This window comes from Streptomyces sp. NPDC002835 (assembly GCF_053591995.1).
On the sequence record NZ_JBSFUW010000110.1, the window covers coordinates 1 to 3,206 of the forward strand.

1 protein-coding gene and 3 pseudogenes are annotated in these 3,206 nt (G+C 67.9%); 1 reads left to right on the plus strand and 3 read right to left on the minus strand.

All coding sequences use genetic code 11. From position 1 onward, the window contains the following. Positions 1–146 precede the first annotated feature (146 nt). Positions 147–1,016: pseudogene (locus tag ACWD01_RS37310) on the minus strand (IS701 family transposase); the annotation flags it as partial. 56 nt (positions 1,017–1,072) lie between these two features. On the opposite strand from ACWD01_RS37310, the pseudogene ACWD01_RS37315 reads away from it, so the two are divergent. Then, positions 1,073–2,305: pseudogene (locus ACWD01_RS37315) on the plus strand (ISAzo13 family transposase); the annotation flags it as partial. Here the strand turns inward: ACWD01_RS37315 and ACWD01_RS37320 are convergent. After that, a pseudogene (locus ACWD01_RS37320) lies at positions 2,305–2,517 on the minus strand (transposase); the annotation flags it as partial. The pseudogenes ACWD01_RS37315 and ACWD01_RS37320 sit on opposite strands and share 1 nt — an antisense overlap. A gap of 116 nt (positions 2,518–2,633) precedes the next feature. Continuing rightward, a partial coding sequence (locus ACWD01_RS37325) for a group II intron maturase-specific domain-containing protein (protein WP_451168422.1) occupies positions 2,634–3,206 on the minus strand: 573 nt, incomplete at its 5' end.

Here is a 3,206-nt window from a genome sequence, read left to right on the forward strand (position 1 = left end):
TGGGGGAACGTGGAGCGGTGGGAGCGTAGCGGCAGGGCGCTGTCATGGACGGCTTCTGCCCGCGGGCCCCTCGAAGGAGTGCCCACGGCGGCGATAGTGGCAGCGGCGGGCCACCGCTTGGCGTCGGCGGCGCCAGCGCGACCAACTCAGCGCGTGGATGCGTGCGCGGGGGTCTCGGGGTGCGTGAGCTGCCAGGAGTTGCCGCACTTCTGCCACAGTGAGCGCGATGACCTCGGCATCCTCACCAGTGGATCCCCCTTTTCGGCTGCTTGCGCGCTCATCACGGAGAGGAAGGCGTGGGCGAGCATGGCGAGAGTGATGTGCCGATACCAGCCGACGTAGCGGCGGACCTCGTACTCGTCCAGGCCGCATTCGTTCTTCGCGGCCTGGAAGCACTCCTCGATCGCCCACCGGGCGCCGGCGACGCGCACCAGTTCGTCCGCCCCGACATCCAGCGGTGCGTAGCCGAGGTAGTAGGCCATCTCGTCCGGCCGGCTCACGCTGCGCCGGGCCGGCGCCCACCGCCGACGGATCAACACACCATTCTGGTGGTCGTATTCGGCCACCGGGCGCAACTGGACGGCCGCCCAGTCGTACTCACGCTGCCCCTTGGCGCCCGCCCCGCAGGAACGCCGTTCCCACGCCTGGGCGGGGGCCTGGTCGAAGACCATGTCGATGCGTGGGCCGGCCAGGGAGAACTGGGACTTGGGGACGGCCAGGACGTAGCCGACGCCGGATGTTTCCAGCATCCGGCGGAAGCGGTTGTCCTGTCCGTAGGCGGCGTCCGCCGTCACCCAGGCGATCGGCAGCGGCGAAGACAGCGCCCTGCGGACGATCGTCGCCGCCAGGGTGTTCTTGGTGGCGAACTCCCGCTCGTCGGGGACCTTGGCCGCGCGGCAGCGGTCCGGGTCGTCGGTCCAGGACTTGGGCAGGTAGAGCTCGCGGTCCACCAGGGCGCGGCCGGCCGTGCTGGCGTAGGCGGCGAAGACGCCGATCTGGCAGTTCTCGATGCGCCCGGGGGCCCGTATTTCAATAAGTGCTCGGTAGAGGGGTGTTGGTGGGAGTCTGAGATATGCCCCCGTGTCTGTCAGGCCGCGTTGCCGCTCGTGCTCTGCGGACCAAGTTCGATCAGATCCTGCCGCACTTCGATGAGCGCCGCCGTCGGTTGTACCTGGCCAGTGAGGCGACGGCCCTCGGCCGTGGCGGGATCGTCCGGGTCGCCGTCGCCGCCGCCTCCGGCACCAGCACTGCAACCATCGCGCGAGGTGTGGCCGAGTTAGCCGGTTGCAGTGCTGGTGCCGGCCGCAAGCGGCTGACAGACACCGACCCTGGTCTGCTGCCCGCGCTGGAGTCGCTGATCGAGCCGCACACCCGAGGCGACCCCGTCTCCCCGTTGCGGTGGACCACGCTGTCGTTACGGGCCCTGGCCTCGACCCTCACCGCACAGGGCCACCCGGTCAGCGCTTCAACCGTCGGACACCTGCTGCACACCCTGGGCTACAGCCTGCAGGGAACCGCGAAGACAACAGAGGGCATCAGCCATCCGGACCGCGATGCCCAGTTCACCCACCTGAATGCCACCGCCGCCGCGTTCTTCGACGACGCCCAGCCGGTGATCAGCGTCGACACCAAGGCCAAGGAATGGCTCGGCAACCGGGACCGGCCCGGTCGCACCTGGCGGCCGGGCAAGAACGCGATCAAGGTGCACTGCCACACGTTCACCACCAACGAGCAGCCCATGGCGATCCCCTACGGGATCTACGACATTGCCAACAACAGCGGATGGGTCAACGTCGGCACCGACCACGACACCGCCCAGTCGCTCACTGTCTCCCGTTCCACCGCGAGCGCCAGACGCGCCGGCCACGACACACCGGACCGACCCGACGCTGACCGCGATGCTCACCGATCCGGCCCTGACCGGCATGTCACGAACCGCCTTCGCGTATTTGGTGATGGTCTCGGAGCCTTTCTGGGACGCCTTGGCCGAGGCAGCATTCCAGCGACGCTTCCACCGCCCGCGCAGCTACCGCCACCCACAGACCAGCAGCGTGGACCACACCCACCGGCTCCTTGCAGCCATCCTGCGCCGCCGCAGAGCGGTGACCATGACGTTCCTGGCCCAACTACTGGGCGTCAACCGCACCAACCTGTCCATCCAGTACCAGGACGCAAAACGGCTCCTGGACCTGCACCGGATCCTCGTCACGCCGATACCAGGATCGCCCGCCCGCACATTGGAACAGCTACACGCCCGAACAACCCCTGCGGAAACCCCTCGCTGACAGTTATTGAAATACGGGCCCCGGCGGTGCCGGAGTACTGCCGCTGGACTCCGGCGGAGGTGGTGCCCTTCTTCAAGAATCCGGTGTCGTCGATGATCAGTACTCCGTCGGGGCGGCCGAGGTGTTCGGCGATGTAGGTCTGCAGGTCATCGCGGATGTCGTCGGGGTTCCAGCAGGCGCGGGAGAGCAGGTGCTGCAGCCCGTCGGGGGTGGAGTGACCAGCCTCCTCGGCAGCGTGTGAGGTCGGACCGGGGCGCCCGGCCGACGTTGCCGTCGGTGGGTTTCCCCGGCCCGCCTCCCGAACCGGACGTGCCCGATCTCCAGGCATCCGGCTCTCCACAAGCCCTCTCAGACGGCCGCTGCCATCGTGGTCCCGCTGGGCCAGGGCGAGGGGATCTTGTTTCCGCGATACAGATAGCGGTTGGTCCGCACCTTCGCGCACCTGAACAAGACCACCTCGTCGTCGACGGGCCACCATCGGCCCGCGCAGTAACGACGGCGCAGACTCTTCCAGTTGGACCGGCGGTGTTTGCGCCGCAGCCACCCGAATACCTGCCGCCATGTGAAGGCAGACAGGTACTGGAAGGTCGCGGACGACACGCCGTGCCGGAAGTACGCCGTCCAGCCCCGCAGCACCGGGTTGAGCTGGTGCAGCACGACTGCCAGTGGCAGGTTCGTGTCCTGTCGGCACAGCGTCTTGACCTTCTCCTTGACGGCCTGGAGGGCCTTCTTGGAGGGGTAGAGGTAGACGTAGTGCTTCTGGGTCCCGCGTTTGCGATGACGCTGGAGGCGCCACCCGAGGAAGTCCAGCCCCTCGTCGATATGGGTGATCGCCGTTTTTTCCACCGACAGACGCAGTCCCATCGGGGCGAGTACTTCCGCCACCTGGGTGCGCATGTCCTCGGCCTGTCCACGAGTCCC